The following is a 16983-nucleotide window of genomic DNA, read 5'->3' on the forward strand; positions in this document are numbered from 1 at the left end:
TGCTAAAGATTCATCTTCTAAAGGTTTTGGAGTTAGCAATAACCTTTCCAATAAGCCATACCTCTCCTTCATTTATTTTTTTATTATTTCAAAATAAAACAGCTAAGAAAATATAATTTTCTTAGCTGTTTTACTTTTATAGCTGATTTTGAAATCTAGTTTAGGAGTTCTTGAAACTATTCCGAATAATTATGAAAAATCACATTATAATGCTGTCATTTCTTCTTGCTCGTGTTCATCCTGCACGAATAAAATACCTAATTCATGATGTTCGCCTTCATAGGACGCGCGCTGATCAAACCGGATCTCACCGTTCAGGCCGATGATCTCCATTTTTACAAATGCGCGGTTTTTTTGAAGTGCTTCATAAAAATCCGATACATGCTTCACGGGGATGCCGTTTACTTTCGTAATAATCTCACCGATCTTCAGCTCAAGATCGTCCGCGGGTGTATTCGGAATGATGCCGAGCACCATTAAGCCCTGATCCCGCTTAGAGAAATAAAACGGAGCCGCGTTATCGTTCAGCCGCTGTCTTAATGATAAAAACAGGCGTCCGAGCACCGCAATACAAGCGGCAGCTCCGGCAAGCGGAGTCCACCAAAGGGCCGCTGCCCCGAATGCGGTCACGATAACCCCGAGAATCATGACACGTTTCGCCGTTATCCTTATGCTGACTTCCGGAAGTGACCCCTGCACACGCTGTCCGAAGCCGGCGATATAAGGAATCCAGATCAAATGGAAAGAGCCGCCCGGCACGGTAAAGACAGGCCACCAAGAAAGGTGTGACTCAAGCCCGCTGCCCGGCACCAATAAGAAAAGCGGAAGCAGCCATGCGCGATTCGCCAATTGTCGGCCGATGGGCAGGCCTCTGCTGCTGACGACAAGCGCCGGAGATGTTTTCAGATGCGCTGAACGGCAGGCAGCCGCTCCCTCCGTGATAATCAAAAGGCCCATAAACACGGCCGCCGATGCCCAATTCACGCCGAATGCCTGCGGAAACCGATCCGCAAACGGCACTGTGTGGGTATACTGAAGGATAAACGCAATGAACATGCCGGCGCTGACAATATAAGCTGAGGACAGCCAATTCATACGGAACGTCAGCGAAGCCAAAGCCGTGACAGCCGCGATTATGCCGAGAAGACCGAATGGAATCGAAATTCCCAGTCCAAAAAATAATATGGAGAGAAGAATACCCGGTATAAGTCCTTTTATGTATGTAAAGATAAGCTCGTCATACATATCCGCGATTTTTGTATGAAACGTATGGCGTTCACGTTTGATCCGCAAATATCCGCATGCGAGACTTATGATGATAAAAAACCAGAACATCGGGTGCAAAAAAAACAGACCGATACTTTTCAGAAGTTCAATTCCCCATTGAACAGACACTGCTTTCACCGCCTCAAGCCAAACATTTTAATTCTATTCTACCAAATAATCATTGGCTTGAATATCTCAAACGTCTATCTCTCTTCCGTCATCCACAATGTTACATTTGAGAGAGAGAAATCTTTCAGATAGTGGTCAACCTCCACCTCGATCACGCCGCTGATCAGGAGCATGGACCGCTTAATATCCGTCAGATTGATTCCTAAACGTTTATGGTTTTTCATTAAGTAAGTGAAATAATGCTTCGCACACTCTTCATTGATTTCGTGAACGCATTCAACATTTGTGTAATTGACCAGGTATCTGCTGAACAGCATAAGAAGACTTAGTGCTTTTGTTGATGAAAATGTGACGTCTTTTGTTCTGTCTTTTAGTTGTTCCACTAATTCATAATATTTCTTTTCACGCACAATACTTGCCCTCTTCAATTGTGAACCCCCATTTTTTTATCCAGATAAGCACGGGTGATTACAGCTGCCGTGCTGAAGCGCCGCAAACACTTCTGCTTTCGATACTGAAATGCAGCTGCCAAACTAAAACTGTTCTCTATTAGAACCTTCTTTTATTGTAAGAACTAAAACTGACTGAGGCAACTTTCAAAAGTTTCATTTTGAATACATATTAACTCGGCATAAAGTCTCTCTTCTCTATAAATATCGGGTAATGTTTGTCCTTTATAAATGTTTAAATGTGAAAATTTTTTTAATATCTTGTCAAAACCGACATAATTATATGTCTTTTAGTTCATTTTTAGAGTATGACAAAAGAAACAGGAGACGTAAAAAACGCCTCCTTTTCATTTATTTTACAAATAATGATTTTAACGCCATTTGCAGCTGTAAATCATTTTTTTCGTCAGATTTCTGTTCATTCATCAGCTGATTCATTTTTTCCGCTGTCTTTTTATCAATGACCGCTGTTTTATCAAGCTTATACCGGTCTTGAAACGCCAGAACGGCTTTTTTCATTGTTTTGCTGAAATAGCCGTCTGCTCTGCCCGGGTCGAAGCCTAGGCCTTTTAGCAGGATTTGAGCGTGCTTGACATCCGCGCTGTTCATATCAGACTGAAGCGGCTGTTTCAGCTGAAGCGGTCCCGCCGCAAAATAATCCGGCTGGCTCACAGCGATTGTCGGAGCAATGCCTTTTTTGTGAATCCAATTGCCTTTCGGTGTCAGCCATTTGTAAAGCGTCAATTTAATGTTGCTCCCGTCTCCCATAGGCACGGCCTGCTGAACCGTTCCTTTACCGAAAGAAGTGTCACCGACAACGTCATAATGTCCCGCTTCTTTTAACGCACCCGCAAGAATTTCTGAAGCGGAGGCGCTTCCTTTATCCGTAATGACATTGACGGGATACGGCTTCTTATGTTTTAAGGTTGAGAAATATTGTTTTTTATCGCCGTTACGCTCCGCAATTTGGATATACGGCATGTCTTTTGTGATGAAATGCTTTAAAATTTGTTCGACGCTTTGAAGGTAGCCGCCGGGATTCCCTCTTACATCAAGGACGAGACCGTCAATCCCTTGTTTTTCAAGCTTTTTCAGCGCCGCGGCGAAGTCCTGGGCGGTATGCTCGGAAAATGTCGATATTCCGATGTAGCCGACATGATGACCGCCTGATTCTTTGCGGGAAGCAAATACGGTTTCAAGCGGGATTTCCGCTCTTTTAATCCGGAATGACAGCTGTTTATCAGTACCCGGACGCTGTATTTTAATAGAAACCTTCGATCCTTTTTTTCCTCTGATTTTCAGCACGGCTTCGTTTAAACCTTTCCCGTTCATTGACTCACCGTTTATGCTGATGATTTCATCATTCGGCTTGAGTCCCGCTTTTTCCGCCGGAGATTGCTTAAACGGTGATACGATAATGATTTTATTGTCCTCCATACCGACTTCAGCGCCGATCCCTTCGAAAGAAGAATCAAGAGAATCGGAAAACTGCTTAGCGGTCTGCTTGTCCATATAAACGGAATAAGGGTCGTTTAATGTAGACAGCATCCCCTGAATCGCTCCTTCAAGAAGCTTTTCTTTATCTACATTTTCCACGTATTCGTTCGAGATCAACTCATATGCTTTTTCGATTTTTTCCATTGCCCGGCTTCTTTCTGCGTCTGTTGAATTCGGCTGTGCCGCCCCGGCAATATGAGCTCCGCCGCACATGATGCTGACGGCCGCTATCACTGCGATCATTTTCTGCTTCATCGTTTACCTCCTCTTAGTCCTTTTACGAAAACCTGGAGATAGTATGTGTAAATTGCAAAGAATTCATGTAACGGCAACAAAAAAATGAAAACGCGAGATTGTTACATATATATGGGTAACGTATAATATTTTGTATGCAATTCATTAAATATACAGGAGAATGTGATATGAAAATAAAATTATCGATTTTATCCGCGGCGGTTCTGGCCGCAGGCATTACCGCCTTTGTCTGGCAAAGAACAGAGGCCAATGAAAAAACGCAGACGGACGCCTTGTATGTTTCTCCCGCAGGCAGCGACCAAAATGAAGGAACGAAAGAAAAGCCGTTCCGCACATTAAAACATGCGGCTGAAAAGGCAGAGGCCGGGACAACCGTATTGATTCGGGAAGGGACGTACGATGAAACGTTTGAAGTAAAGCACAGCGGCACGGCCGAAAAGCCGATTACATTTCGGAACTATCAGAATGAGCATGTCGCCATCAGCGGCAAATCTGCGCCAAAAAGCGATTCTGAAACTCCGTTAATTCAAATCCGCAATAAACAGTACATTACCATTCACGGCGTTACGCTTGAGAATCTCTCCGTATCATCAGAAGATGCGACGGCCATGGGGATCTGCGTCACCGGATCGAGCAGTCATATCAACATTGACGGCAACCATATCCGAAACATTAAAACCACGGCTGATGAGGGAAATGCACACGGCATCGCGTTTTACGGCACAGGCGCCATGAAGGATGTCAGCATCACAAATAATACGGTTGAAAAATTGACGCTCGGCGCAAGCGAAGCGGTCGTGCTGAACGGGAATGTTGACGGATTTAAGATTGCCGGCAATACCATCCGGGACAATAACAATATCGGGATTGACGTGATCGGATACGAAGGAACGTCCAAGCAAAACGACTATGCGCGAAACGGCGTCATTGAAAACAATACGGTGAGCCATAACTCTTCTTACGGAAACCCCGCTTACGGAGATGAATACTCAGCGGGCGGTATTTACGTTGACGGCGCAGAACATGTGGACATTAAGAAAAACACCGTTTACAACAATGACCTCGGCATTGAAGCCACTTCCGAACATAAAGGGAAATACGCACAAGATATCCGGATTACGGATAACAAGGTGTACGGCAATGCTTACACCGGTATTTCAATCGGAGGCTATGACACGAAACGCGGCGGCACCATCAATTCGGTGATCGCTCATAACATTATGTATCGAAATGACACGAAGGACCTTGACGGCGGCCAGCTGCTGCTGCAGTACGGCACAAAAGGGAACACGATCGAAAAAAACATCATGACGGCAAGCGGTTCACGGATTTTTATCGCAAATGATTATACGAAAAACGAAGACAATACCGTTAATCATAACGTCTATCACAAAGAAGCGGGAAAAGACGGCATTTGGAATTGGAAGAACAGAGAATATGATTCATTCACAGCGTACCAAAAAGGAACGGCAAACGATTCGGATTCCATTTATGCGGACCCGATGTACCATGACGAATCGTCTTATGACTTTACGTTAAAACCCGAATCACCGGCCCTGCCCGTCATTCAGTAACAAAACCATTAAAAAAAGCCAGTCTATATCAGACTGGCTTTTGTATTTATACACGAAGGAATTTCCGGATGGAAGTCAGACTTCCCCATACTCCGATAACCGCGCCGATCAGAATGAGCACAAGTGATACTTGGAATACAAACGGACTGTACGGCAGAAGTGAAACAAATGATCCCTGAACTTTCGGGGCCACCCAAGCGACCATCGACTGGTACGTACTCAGCACGAGAGCGATCGGTATGATAGAACCGAATACCCCCAGCAGCAGCCCTTCCAGGAAGAACGGCCAGCGGATAAACCAGTTTGTCGCGCCGACAAGCTTCATGATTTCAATCTCTTTTCTTCTGGCGAAAATCGTGATTTTAATCGTATTTGAAATTAAGAACATCGCCGTGAACAGAAGGCCGATGATTAACGCGATCCCGATGTTGCGTGACACCCCGACGATCTTAAACAGACGGCTGACTTCTTCTTTCCCGTATGTCACTTTATACACATGATCCAGCTTCTCAATTTTTTTCGCGACTTTCGGCGTATCATGCGGATCTGTCGTTTTGACGATAAACGCGTTGTTCAGCGGGTTTTCCTGATCTTGCATTTTCATGGCCTTTCCGCTGTCGCCGAAGCTTTTGACCAATTGATCAAGCTCTTTATCTTTAGATGAAAACTCTACGCTTTGGATTCCCGAGATGTCTTTAATCTCATTCTGCAGCGTATCCTGCGTTTTCTTATTCGACGTCAGATCGATTAATACTTTAATTTCCACTTCTTTTTCAGCATTTTTAGCCATGTTGTTTAAATTCAGCATAATGACTAAAAACACGCCGACCAAAATCAATGTAACGGTAACGGCGCTGATAGATGCAAATGTCATCCATGTGTTTCTTCCGAGAGATTTAAAACTCTCACGCAAATGGCGCCCGAGAATTTTAATCATAAGAACCATACTCCCCTCTTGACTCATCACGCACAATAATTCCGTCTTCGATCGCGATGACCCGTTTCTTCATGGTGTTTACTATTTCTTTATTGTGTGTCGCCATCACGACGGTCGTTCCGCGGTTGTTAATCTCTTCCAGTGTCTTCATGACTTCCCATGATGTTACCGGGTCAAGGTTGCCCGTCGGTTCGTCAGCTATCACGACGTCAGGATTGTTGACGATGGATCTTGCGATGGAAACACGCTGCTGTTCTCCTCCGGAAAGCTGGTCGGGAAACTGCCGCGCTTTATGCTTCAGCTGCACAAGATCGAGCACTTCGAGCACGCGTTTTTTAATGACTGACTGCTGCTCTCCGATAACCTCAAGTGCAAACGCGACGTTTTCAAATACCGTCAATTTCGGAAGAAGTTTGAAATCTTGGAAAACAACACCTATTTTGCGCCGCACGAAAGGAATCTCTTTTTCTTTCACAGACGCGAGATCTTTATGATTAATCAATATTTGTCCTTTTGTCGGCTTTTCTTCTCTGTAAATCATTTTAATAAAAGTAGATTTACCGGCCCCGCTCGGTCCAACGACATATACAAATTCTCCGGGATGAATCATGACTGACAGCCCGTTAATCGCTTTTACACCGTTCGGATAGGATTTATATACTTCTTTCATCTCTATCATGAAATCACCTAATCTTTTAATTATGTCTTGCAGCCATAGAGTTCGCAAACGTACAGCGGTTTATGGCCGATTTACCAGGAAACAGATGAAAAATCTGAAAGTTCCTTTTCCTCAGTACACTTCATTATACGTCAAATTTAGACATATTACTATTACAGTTTCTTTTCATTCCCAGGCCGTGAAAAAACCTTGCCCCTATAACAGGCAAGGTTTTTCTGTTATTTTTTCTGTGACAGCCATTTTGCGATCTCAGCGGCTTCCTTATCATTTACAAGATGGCTCGGCATATTGCCGCGTCCGTTTTTAATGATGCTTTCAATTTTAGCTTCATCATACTTCCCGCCGACTTCCTGTAAATTCGGACCTCCGCCGCCTTCTAAGTCTTTTCCGTGGCAGCCGATACAGCTTTGCTGATAAAGCTCTTCTCCTGCTGACGCAGATGCTTTTGACCCGCCTGAGCTGTCAGAGCTTTCTTTTTTCGATTCATTGGAACCGCCGCATGCCGCCAGCAGGACGGACATGGTCAGAACCAGCGCAAGCAGCGCCCATTTTGATTTCATATGTAAGATGCACCCCTTCGCTATTATAACCCCGTTTACGCGCGTTTGAAACCCTCGCCGAGCACCTCGCTTGCGTCTGCGACAATGACAAAGGCTGACTCATCAATCTGTTTGACGATTTGTTTCAGTTTTGTGAATTCGGTCTGGCCGACGACACACATTAAGATCGGACGGTCATGTTCCGTATACCCGCCGACTGCGGAAATCTTCGTCACACCCCTGTCGATTTCTTTAAACACAGCCGACCTGACGGCTTCTTCATGCTGCGTAATGATTAAAGCCATTTTGGAGCGGTTGAACCCGACCTGCACGACATCAATCGTTTTGCTTGAAATAAATACCCCGAGCATCGCATACAATCCCTGCTCCACTCCGAATACGAGCATCGCGCTCAGCACAATTAATCCGTCCATGATGGCAAGGCACGTTCCCAGCGAAAGCCCCGTGTATTTGTGAATGATCTGCCCCGCCAGAGCCGTTCCCCCCGTGGAGCCTTTGCCGAGATACACGATGCCGATTCCCGTTCCGATCCCGACGCCTCCGAAAATCGCCGCCAGCAGTTCATGGGTCGTCGCGGCAGGCAGATCTCTTGTTAAATAGACAGCGAGCGGCAGAACGATGGAACCGACCAGTGTCTTCATTCCGAACTTCCCGCCGAGAATGATCACTCCGGCGATAAACAAAGGGATGTTAATAATCCACTGCACGTAAGCCGGTTCAAAACCAAACGTTTCTAAAATGGTGCTGATCCCGCTTACTCCCCCCGCTGCTATACGGTTCGGCAGCAAAAATACGTTAAACACGACCCCCGTAATCGCCGCGCCGATCATGATGTATATATAATCTTTGATCAGACGGAGCGGCTTATTGTGATTCACATCCATGCAAAATCCTCCGTTCTCCGATTTTCTCTCGATAGCATTTTAAGTCTTCCCGGCTTAGAAGTAAATAACAGCCAAATACCGTATTAATTTGCTAAAGCGCTGTTGTGAAAAATAGAAAAAGAGAACGAAGTAAAAAACACACCTTGCCAAAGGCAGGTGTGTTCCCGGATTACGACAGTTTAGAACGTAAATAGGCGTCAATGAAGATATCGATATCTCCGTCCATAACCGCCTGCACGTTCCCCATTTCCGTATTGGTACGGTGATCTTTCACCATGGAGTACGGATGGAAGACGTACGAGCGGATTTGGCTGCCCCAGCCGATTTCTTTCTGTTCGCCGCGGATTTCGTCAAGCTCCGCCTGCTGTTCTTCAATTCTGCGCTGATACAGCTTCGCTTTGAGCATTTTCATCGCCCGGTCGCGGTTTTTGATTTGTGAACGTTCCGTCTGGCACGTGACGACTACATTTGTCGGCAGGTGGGTGATCCGAACGGCTGAATCAGTCGTATTGACGTGCTGTCCGCCGGCACCGCTCGCCCGGTACGTATCAACTTTAATATCTTCGGTACGAATATCAATGTCGATTTCTTCATTGAATTCAGGCATGACTTCACATGACACGAATGACGTGTGGCGGCGGCCTGATGAATCAAATGGAGAAATCCGCACAAGACGGTGTACGCCTTTTTCCGCTTTTAAATAGCCATATGCATTGTGACCTTTAATAAGCAGTGTGACAGACTTAATTCCTGCTTCATCTCCCGGGAGATAATCAAGCGTTTCAACTTTGAAACCGCGTCTTTCCGCCCAGCGGGTATACATTCTGAGCAGCATGGAACCCCAATCCTGAGATTCCGTACCGCCGGCGCCCGGGTGAAGTTCTAAAATCGCGTTGTTTTTGTCATATGGTTCACTGAGCAGCAGCTGAAGCTCAAATTCATTCAATTCCTTCGTTAATGACTTCAGCTCTTTCTCAAGCTCTTGCTGAAGGTCCTGGTCAGGTTCTTCTTTTAAAAGATCATGTGTCATTTGCAGCTCTTCGTGAGACTCGCTCAGCTGATGGTAGGAGTTCACGTATTCTTTCAGACCGTTCGCTTCGTTGATGACGGTTTGGGCCTTCTGCTGATCATTCCAGAATTCCGGTTCCGCCATCTTTTCATCTAATTCTGCAATGCGGGCTTCCTTTGATTCGAGGTCAAAGAGACCCCCTGAAGTCCGCTAAACGAGAAGCCATATTTTCGAGCTCTGCCCTGATTTCTGATAATTCCATTCCATTCACCTCATTAAAAGATCCGGGGCGCCATAAGACGCAGACCCGGTCATGTTCGCTTCATACAGTCGAGACTATTCTGTCCGGCCGCAGCAATTTTTATATTTTTTTCCGCTTCCGCAATGACAAGGCGCGTTGCGTCCGATATCTACGACTTTTCGCACCGGCGCTTTTTTCGCTTGTTTGGCCTCATCGCCGTCCTGCGGCTGATGAGCCGTCGTTTGGCCCTGAACAACTTCTTCGCGTTCCAGATTGCTTTCAATCTCGGCCTTCATGACGAATTTCGCAACTTCGTCCTCAATGGACTCAATCATGTGCTCAAACATTGCGAAACCTTCCATCTGATATTCACGCAGCGGATTTGTCTGCGCATAAGCGCGGAGGTGAATCCCTTGACGCAGCTGATCCATCGCATCAATATGATCCATCCATTTTGAATCAACGGCACGCAATACGATGACTTTTTCAAATTCACGCATCTGCTCTTCGCCGAAATTCTCTTCTTTGTCATTATATTTCGTCATGATGCGGTCCATGATCATCTCATGCATCTCATCCGGTTCTTTTCCGAAGATATCGCTCTTTTCAAGAGCGCCTTCATCAAGATACGTTGTATTCACCAGCTCCACGAGGCCGTCAAGATTCCATTCTTCCGGAAGCTCCTCTTTCGGCGTATAAGCGGCAATCGCACGTTCCAGAGAAGACTTGATCATGCCTTCAACAATGTCACGCAGGTTGTCAGAGTCAATGACTTCAAAACGCTGCTTGTAAATGACTTCGCGCTGCTGACGGAGCACGTCGTCATATTGAAGAAGCTGTTTACGTGAATCAAAGTTGTTTCCTTCGACACGTTTTTGAGATGATTCCACGGCGCGTGACACCATTTTGCTCTGAATCGGCGTGGAGTCATCCATACCGAACCGGTCAAGCATCGCCATCGTCCGTTCAGCTCCGAAACGGCGCATCAATTCATCTTCCATTGAAAGATAAAATTGTGTGATGCCCGGGTCTCCCTGACGTCCTGAACGTCCGCGGAGCTGATTGTCAATCCGGCGGGATTCGTGGCGTTCCGTACCGACGACTGCGAGACCGCCAAGCTCTTTTACGCCTTCGCCGAGTTTAATGTCGGTTCCGCGTCCCGCCATGTTGGTCGCAATCGTGACAGCGCCTTTTTGTCCCGCTTCTTCAATAATCTGAGCTTCACGTTCATGGTTTTTGGCATTCAGCACCTGATGCGGAATCCCTTTGTTTTTCAGAAGTTTAGAAATCAATTCAGACGTTTCAACGGCAACCGTACCGACAAGAACCGGCTGTCCGGTCATGTAGCGCTGGGCGACATCCTCCGCCACCGCCTTGAATTTCCCTTCCATTGAGCGGTAGATCAAGTCCGGACGGTCGTCACGGATGACCGGCTGGTTGGTCGGGATGGATACAACCTGCATGTTATAAATATTTCGGAATTCTTCCTCTTCCGTTTTTGCGGTACCGGTCATACCGGCCAGCTTTTCGTACATACGGAAATAGTTTTGGAACGTAATCGTCGCCAATGTCATGCTTTCATTTTGAATCTCCAGGCCTTCTTTCGCCTCAATAGCCTGGTGAAGACCTTCGCTGTAGCGGCGTCCTTTCATCAGACGGCCGGTGAAGGAATCAACGATGACGACCTGGCCGTCCTCAACAACATAATCCACGTCTTTCTGCATCGCCGCATGGGCTTTTAAAGCCTGGTTGATATGGTGGTTCAAGGCCACGTTTTTGACATCAAACAGGTTGTCGATGCCGAACGTTTTTTCAGCCTTCGTCATTCCTTCTTCCGTCAGCTGAACGCCTTTCGTTTTGACGTCATACGTATAATCCTGATCTTTCTTGAGTGTGCGGACAAACGCATTTGCCTGCACGTACAGTTTTGTGGACTTCTGAGCTTGTCCGGAAATAATCAATGGCGTTCTCGCTTCATCGACTAAAATTGAATCGACTTCATCAATAACGGCAAAATGAAGCGGGCGCTGCACCATCTGTTCTTTATAAAGCACCATGTTGTCACGCAAATAATCAAAGCCGAGTTCATTGTTCGTTGAATACGTGATATCGGCTGCGTAAGCTTCGCGTTTTTCGTCTTTTGACATCGAATTCAGGTTCAGGCCGACTGTAAGCCCGAGAAACGCAAAAATTTCTCCCATTTGCTGGGCATCACGGCTCGCCAGATATTCGTTGACCGTTACGACGTGAACGCCTTTTCCTGTCAACGCATTTAAATACACGGGAAGCGTGGACGTCAGCGTTTTCCCTTCCCCTGTTTTCATTTCGGAGATGTTCCCCTCATGAAGGGCGATGCCCCCCATCAGCTGCACTTTAAACGGGAACATGCCGGTTACGCGGCGGGAAGCTTCACGAACGACGGCAAACGCTTCGACAAGAAGGTCATCCGTCGTTTCTCCTTTTTCAAGCCGCTCTTTAAATTCTGCCGTTTTATGTTTAAGCGCCTCGTCAGAGAGATTTTCATAATCTCCTCTTACGGCATCAATGTCATTTGCTATTTTTTCGTATTTGTTCAGCGCACGTTTGGTCGGATCAAACATTTTATTTAAAATCCCAAGCATCTATAACGCTCCTCTATGTTCACATGCAGATTTTGCATGGAATAAATGATAATTTTCTGTCCATGTATACCTCTCATTATCATAACATACCTTTTGCTATTTCCAAAGAATTTGCAGGTAAAGATAGAGAAAAACCTTCCGCGCGTTCACGGAAGGCTGGATGGGTTTATTCAGTCGGTTCAATTAATCCGTATTTGCCGTCATTTCTGCGGTAAACGACATTTGTGAGATTCGTCTCCGCGTTGGTGAATACGAAGAAATTATGTCCGAGCATATTCATTTGGAGAATCGCTTCTTCATTATCCATCGGTTTTAAATTAAAACGCTTTTGACGGACAATTTCCGGGCTGTCATCTTCAATTTCGTCCTGAACCGCTACGCCCGTATCAGCAGCGCTGCCGTTCTCGAAATAATGTTTCGGAAGACCCTGGTCGCGGAATTTTCGGTTGACTTTTGTTTTGTGCTTTCGGATTTGACGTTCCAGCTTGTTTGTTGCGAGATCAATTGCATTGTACATATCCTCGTTATGCACTTCGGAACGAAGCGCCAGATCAGTCATCGGAATGGTGACTTCAACTTTGGATTCCTTATCGTTATAGAATTTTAAGTTGACGTTCACATCGGCATTGACGCTCTGCTCGAAATATCGTTCCAGCTTGCCGATTTTTCTCTCCACATGATCCTTTAACGCAGGTGTAACCTCAATGTTTTCTCCTCTGATATTGTAGTTCATCAAAGAACGCCTCCCTTTATCTAAGGATATGTAACTATTTCTCTTTTACCCCTTCTGATCCCTGCTGAAACGTTAAAATAATGTGTAAATTCGGTGAACGATGACGAATGGTGTCGGTTTTATCCGGCAGCTTCCTGCAGGATTATAAGTATATGCGGAAGACGCAGGCAAAAGACCTGCCGCTTGCAGCAGGTCTAGTGAAGAACATACGGTTTGATGCAGTCGTGCGTCTGCTCCATCCATAGCTTATAATGCGGCAGAAAGATGGTTTTTAAAAACTCCTGAAAAGGGGCGGACGGGAAATCATAATCATTTAACATGCTGAAATCCTGAAAGATCTCGTCAAATGAGCGGATCGCCGTCTCCACGCATCGGCACTCAACGATAGACAGCAGAAGCGCATGAGAGGAATCGAGATGAAAAAAAGCCTGAATCAAATCGTTGTAAATCCGCTCGCCCTCCGTCTTAAAAAAATCATCCTGCGTGTCCAACAGGTAGCAAAGCCCCTCATCAATCGTAAAAAGAAGCTGGTAATAGGCTGACACCAAATGGTAATCGTTCAAACTTCTCAAAACACTCACCTATTTGCGTTTGTCGTAATAACGGCCGTCACTTGTCGTTTGATGATACGGATTGAAATACGTATTATGGTAGATTCGTTTTTTCTTAAGCGTTTTTATTTCATTTCGGATACCATCCTGAATCCGTTTTACTTCGCCGGTAATCAGGCGGTCCATCGCGGCCACCTGCTGAAGCAGCGTTTTTTCTTCTTCGGAAAAAGGCGGCTTTATGCCCGCAAGCATCTCCTCCCTTTTCTCCGTAAATGCCGTAACGCTGCTGATGAGACCGTCGCTTTCCGGGGCGTCCTTCAGTGCGGCGTACATGTTCTTCGTTTCGTTATACAAAGAAAAGACATTGCTGTTCATCAGGCAAGGCCGCCCGTGCCGTGGCTGTTTTTCCGTTCACTCTGCATGGCCTGCTTCCACGTGTCGCGAAATTCAGTCACGAGCTTTTCCGCTTCATCTAAAAATTCTCCGTTATTCTGCACGTTCGCGTCGATCAGCCGGCGGCGGATGTAATCATAAATGGATGACATCTGCTCGGAAATCTCAATCTCCCGGTTTAACGTGATGCTGAGCTCTTGAATGATGTTTTGCGCCTTTACGATATTTTCATTTTTGGCTTCAAGGTTGTTTTGCTTCATCGCCTGCCTTGCCAGCTTAATGAATCGCAGACAGCCGTTATAAAGCATAAGGGTCAGCTCTTCCGGAGCGGCTGTAAAGACGGATGTCTGCTGATAAGCAGCAAAAGGATTATTTATTGCCATTTTTATAAAACCTCCAAGGTTATGATGTTGAAGATCCTAACATTGACGTGAGATATGAAGATTGGCTGTTCAATTTCTCCAATGCCGTATCCAGTGCGCTGAACTTTTTATAATATCTCGATTCGATGTCATCCAGCTTCGTTTTCATATTGGAAATATTTGTTTCTATTTCATTCAGGCTTTTTCCGATGGCAAAGCTGGATGATACCGAGCTTTCCGTACCCGCCTGTTTTGAAATTTGAGTCTGCATTTTGTTTAATGTGTCTTTTAATCTCCGGGCAATCCCCTGCTCCTCCGGGTTTTTGGTTTTCGCTGTATCAGGACTGTCTGCATTAAACAGTTTAGCCACGAGAGCAGGATTCTCGGTAATTTTCTGTTTCAGTTTCGCTTCGTCTTTAATGACAAGCTTTCCTTGATCCGTATAACTATCAGACGTCTCAATTCCGAAATCGGCAAGCTGATATTTTTTCCCGTCAATCGTAACCGTTGAGTACAGATCAAGCCGCATCTCAGCCAAACCGTTCTGCAGCGTGCTGTCGCTCCGTAATAACCCGCTTTTAGCCTTTGCCTCCCACTGCTCAATCTGCTTATCGGTCATCGCTTCTCTTTGTTCATCAGTTAGCGGCTTATAATCGCGGTATTTTGATTCTGTTACCTTCTCGTTTGCACTTTTAATTAACGTATTGTATTTATCAACGAAATCTTTAATGTTGTCAAAAATGCCGTCCGTATCAGTCGTGCTGTTAATCGTAACCGTTTTATTGCTGTCCGTCACGCTGTTCAGCGTGTATTTGATGCCGTTGATCGTAAAGTTATTTGACGTTTTTGTCATTTCAAGCCCGTTGAACGTAAACTTCGCGTTTTTCCCTTCGGCATTGGCCGTCAGTTCATTTGTTGCATCATCAACGGCAAAACCGAGCTGATCTTTCAGAAAGCTTTTGGTTGCGTCATCACCTGCGGCAAGGGTAAATCCTTCCCCCGTTTTATTGGAAGTGAACGCAATCGTATCCACATAATCCGTGCCGTTGGAGATTTTCTCTTTTAAAGCCGTCACTCCGAGACCCGAGCTGTTCAGTTTGGAAATGACATCGTCAATCGTATCGGTTGCGGCGATCGTGACGTTTACCTCAGTCGGCTTCGTTTCACCCGGATTTGTGACATTGAATTTCAATGTTTGGCTCTGACCCGAAGTGAAATTAATGGCGCCGGATGATTTATAAGTCGTCGGCGTAGCCAGCTGCTGTACAGACATACTCGTTGAAATATTCTGCTCAGCACTGACAGCCGCCGCGCTGACACTGGAATCCGAACTTGTTACTGTTTTTTTATTCCAGTTTGTGGACATCAGCATATTATTAAATGTCGTAGAATACATGTCGGCAATCTGGGTATTCACTTCCCGATAAGCATCGCGCTTCCATTCAAGCGTCTGCTTTTGCTGATTTAATTTATTAAGCGGCTGCTTTTCGGCATCCATCATTTTTTTCACCAGAGAATCTACATCAAGACCGGAATTAAGGCCTGTGATTCTTGTGACCATATGTACCCTCTCCTTTTCGGCGTTTAGTCGTATACGGCTCTATGACAACAGTGAGTTTCCGACTGTTTATCATCTCACAGCTCCATAAATGTATGATCTTATTCTTATATCGGTCATATTAAAAGGTTTTCAATAATTTAACTGCAAAATATAATGTTTCATTTTGTCAATAGGGTTCTTTGGCTTGCTGAAGGGGGAGATAGCTGAAGAAATAAAAAAAAGACCCTGGAGAGAACCAGGATCTTTCCGTCATTAACCTTTAAGCAATTGAAGAACTTGCTGAGGTTGTTGGTTAGCTTGCGCAAGCATAGCTTGAGAAGCCTGAGTAAGGATGTTGTTTTTCGTGTACTCCATCATCTCAGAAGCCATGTCTACGTCACGGATACGTGATTCAGCAGAAGTCAGGTTCTCAGAAGAAGTACCAAGGTTGTTGATTGTATGCTCTAAACGGTTTTGAACCGCACCAAGTTTAGCGCGCTCGCTTGATACTGTGTCAATAGCTGTTTTGATTGTTGTAAGAGCTGAAGACGCAGCTTTAGCTGAAGATGAGATGTCGATACCTTTTGTTACTTTAGAATCTGCAGCTAATTTTTCAGATGCAATAACTTTACCGCCAGCATCGTAATAACCAGCTGGTTTGTTTGTAGCATCGTCTGCATCCGCCCAAGTAGCAGTGCTTCCATCAGTTGCTGTAAGTGTATTTTGATCACCAGATACAGTATAAGTCGTACCAACTTTCAGGCTTTCAGAGTCCATTTTATTGATAGACAGGCTCATTGTTTGGCCTTCGTTAGCTCCGATTTGGAACGTAAGGTTTTGCGCAGTTCCGTCAAGAAGTTTTTTCGTGTTGAACTCAGTGTCAGTAGAGATTCTTGTTACTTCAGAAGCTAATTGGTCCATCTCTTTTTGAAGCTCAGAACGGTCAGAATCAGTGTTTGTATCGTTTGCCGCTTGTGTAGCAAGCTCGCTCATACGCTGAAGAATGCTGTGAGTTTCGTTCAATGCACCCTCAGATGTTTGGATAAGAGAGATTCCGTCTTGAGCGTTTTTAGACGCCATGTCTAAACCGCGGATTTGGGAACGCATTTTTTCAGAGATCGCAAGACCCGCAGCGTCATCACCAGCGCGGTTGATGCGAAGACCTGAAGATAATTTTTCCATGTTTTTTGCAGCAGAGTTTGAACCTGCATTCAGCTGACGGCTAGTGTTAAGAGCCGCGATATTGTGGTTGATTCTCATTTTGTATTTCCTCCCTGAATTGTTTTTCGCACGTCCTTGTGCA

The 16983-nt window shown here is 45.4% G+C and carries 16 protein-coding genes; 1 reads left to right on the forward strand and 15 read right to left on the reverse strand.

Going from position 1 to position 16983, the window contains the following annotated elements:
• Positions 1 to 204 precede the first annotated feature (204 nt).
• The 3 genes from minJ to ctpB form a co-directional block, all read right to left on the reverse strand.
• Positions 205 to 1395, reverse strand: coding sequence for a cell division topological determinant MinJ (gene minJ, locus SB847_RS13285; RefSeq protein ID WP_265972831.1), 1191 nt, complete (start codon positions 1393 to 1395; stop codon positions 205 to 207).
• A 74-nt stretch (positions 1396 to 1469) separates the two neighbouring features.
• A complete protein-coding gene (gene swrA, locus SB847_RS13290) occupies positions 1470 to 1823 on the reverse strand; it encodes a swarming motility protein SwrAA (RefSeq protein ID WP_014305920.1) in 354 nt (117 codons plus the stop codon).
• A gap of 372 nt (positions 1824 to 2195) precedes the next feature.
• On the reverse strand, positions 2196 to 3554 hold the full coding sequence (gene ctpB / locus SB847_RS13295) for a carboxy-terminal processing protease CtpB (RefSeq protein ID WP_410578028.1): 1359 nt from the start codon (positions 3552 to 3554) through the stop codon (positions 2196 to 2198).
• A gap of 209 nt (positions 3555 to 3763) precedes the next feature.
• Here ctpB and SB847_RS13300 point away from each other — a divergent pair, with 209 nt between their 5' ends.
• On the forward strand, positions 3764 to 5170 hold the full coding sequence (locus SB847_RS13300; protein ID WP_285979950.1) for a right-handed parallel beta-helix repeat-containing protein: 1407 nt from the start codon (positions 3764 to 3766) through the stop codon (positions 5168 to 5170).
• Between the two features lie 46 nt (positions 5171 to 5216).
• On the opposite strand, the gene ftsX is transcribed toward SB847_RS13300, so the two are convergent.
• From ftsX to SB847_RS13360, 12 genes are all read right to left on the reverse strand, one after another.
• Positions 5217 to 6107 carry a permease-like cell division protein FtsX gene (gene ftsX / locus SB847_RS13305; protein ID WP_007407464.1) on the reverse strand — a complete coding sequence of 297 codons (891 nt, stop codon included), beginning with the start codon at positions 6105 to 6107 and terminating at the stop codon, positions 5217 to 5219.
• Positions 6100 to 6786 carry a cell division ATP-binding protein FtsE gene (gene ftsE, locus SB847_RS13310; RefSeq protein WP_007407465.1) on the reverse strand — a complete coding sequence of 229 codons (687 nt, stop codon included), beginning with the start codon at positions 6784 to 6786 and terminating at the stop codon, positions 6100 to 6102. Before ftsE ends, ftsX begins: the two co-directional genes overlap by 8 nt.
• A 218-nt stretch (positions 6787 to 7004) precedes the next feature.
• Positions 7005 to 7346, reverse strand: coding sequence for a cytochrome c551 (cccB, locus tag SB847_RS13315; protein WP_007614074.1), 342 nt, complete (start codon positions 7344 to 7346; stop codon positions 7005 to 7007).
• Between the two features lie 35 nt (positions 7347 to 7381).
• Positions 7382 to 8230 carry a YitT family protein gene (locus SB847_RS13320; protein WP_007614078.1) on the reverse strand — a complete coding sequence of 283 codons (849 nt, stop codon included), beginning with the start codon at positions 8228 to 8230 and terminating at the stop codon, positions 7382 to 7384.
• A gap of 169 nt (positions 8231 to 8399) precedes the next feature.
• A protein-coding gene (gene prfB / locus SB847_RS13325) for a peptide chain release factor 2 (RefSeq protein WP_096034905.1) occupies positions 8400 to 9501 on the reverse strand; the annotation gives its coding sequence in 2 pieces (ribosomal slippage) (positions 8400 to 9428 and positions 9430 to 9501; 1101 coding nt in all).
• 74 nt (positions 9502 to 9575) lie between these two features.
• Complete coding sequence (gene secA / locus SB847_RS13330) at positions 9576 to 12101, reverse strand: preprotein translocase subunit SecA (protein ID WP_032876181.1); 2526 nt, start codon at positions 12099 to 12101, stop codon at positions 9576 to 9578.
• 166 nt (positions 12102 to 12267) lie between these two features.
• On the reverse strand, positions 12268 to 12834 hold the full coding sequence (gene hpf, locus SB847_RS13335; protein WP_007407470.1) for a ribosome hibernation-promoting factor, HPF/YfiA family: 567 nt from the start codon (positions 12832 to 12834) through the stop codon (positions 12268 to 12270).
• A 194-nt stretch (positions 12835 to 13028) separates the two neighbouring features.
• Positions 13029 to 13406: a DUF8042 domain-containing protein gene (locus SB847_RS13340; protein WP_013353772.1), complete on the reverse strand. Its 378-nt coding sequence runs from the start codon at positions 13404 to 13406 to the stop codon at positions 13029 to 13031.
• A 9-nt stretch (positions 13407 to 13415) separates the two neighbouring features.
• On the reverse strand, positions 13416 to 13760 hold the full coding sequence (fliT, locus tag SB847_RS13345) for a flagella biosynthesis regulatory protein FliT (RefSeq protein WP_007407472.1): 345 nt from the start codon (positions 13758 to 13760) through the stop codon (positions 13416 to 13418).
• The gene (gene fliS / locus SB847_RS13350; RefSeq protein WP_410563767.1) at positions 13760 to 14161 is read right to left on the reverse strand and encodes a flagellar export chaperone FliS; all 402 of its coding nucleotides are present in this window, start codon (positions 14159 to 14161) and stop codon (positions 13760 to 13762) included. Before fliS ends, fliT begins: the two co-directional genes overlap by 1 nt.
• Positions 14162 to 14180: 19 nt before the next feature.
• Positions 14181 to 15701 carry a flagellar hook-associated protein 2 gene (locus tag SB847_RS13355; protein WP_224181205.1) on the reverse strand — a complete coding sequence of 507 codons (1521 nt, stop codon included), beginning with the start codon at positions 15699 to 15701 and terminating at the stop codon, positions 14181 to 14183.
• Between the two features lie 252 nt (positions 15702 to 15953).
• Positions 15954 to 16940, reverse strand: coding sequence for a flagellin N-terminal helical domain-containing protein (locus tag SB847_RS13360; RefSeq protein ID WP_007407474.1), 987 nt, complete (start codon positions 16938 to 16940; stop codon positions 15954 to 15956).
• Positions 16941 to 16983: the final 43 nt, after the last annotated feature.

Source organism: Bacillus sp. SIMBA_026 (assembly GCF_046535335.1).
GTDB classification, from domain to species: Bacteria; Bacillota; Bacilli; order Bacillales; family Bacillaceae; genus Bacillus; species Bacillus velezensis.